Source organism: Micromonospora mangrovicola (assembly GCF_047200535.1).
Classification (GTDB): Bacteria; Actinomycetota; Actinomycetes; order Mycobacteriales; family Micromonosporaceae; genus Micromonospora.
The window spans coordinates 1-456 of sequence record NZ_JBJZOG010000274.1 but is presented as its reverse complement, the minus strand read 5'-3'; the positions used below and the strand labels follow the sequence as shown (position 1 = coordinate 456).

Genomic DNA, 456 nt, shown 5'->3' with positions numbered 1-456 from the left:
CTTCGGGCCGGCGTTCATGCGGTTCCCCTCGTAGCGTGGAGGCCAGGACTTGAGGGATAGGGGTTCATGGCTGAGACGAGACGCCGGTTCGATCCGGAGTTCCGTGCAGGAGCGGTGCGGATCGTGCGCGAGACCGGGAAGCCGATCGCTCAGGTCGCACGTGACCTGGGGATCAACGACGGGACTCTGGCGAACTGGGTGAAGAAGGACCGCGAAGCTCGGGGCGAGGCCGCTGCGGGTGGGCTGTCCGAGGACGAGCGGGCCGAGCTGGCCAGGTTGCGGCGGGAGAACGCCGAGTTGGCGATGGAGCGTGATGTCCTCAAGCGATCCGTGGTCCTGTGGGTCAAGGAAGCGACGGGCCGGTGAGCGTGGCCGCCTTCATCGCTTCCCAGAGGACCGAACACGAGGTGCCCCACGCGGTGGCCTGCCGAGCACTCGGCGTGTCGCAGTCCTGGT

At 67.8% G+C, this 456-nt stretch carries 1 protein-coding gene; it reads left to right on the top strand.

Annotated features, from left to right (window positions below; genetic code table 11):
* Positions 1-66 precede the first annotated feature (66 nt).
* On the top strand, positions 67-366 hold the full coding sequence (locus tag ACL02O_RS34445; protein WP_167190323.1) for a transposase: 300 nt from the start codon (positions 67-69) through the stop codon (positions 364-366).
* The last annotated feature ends 90 nt before the right edge of the window (positions 367-456 follow it).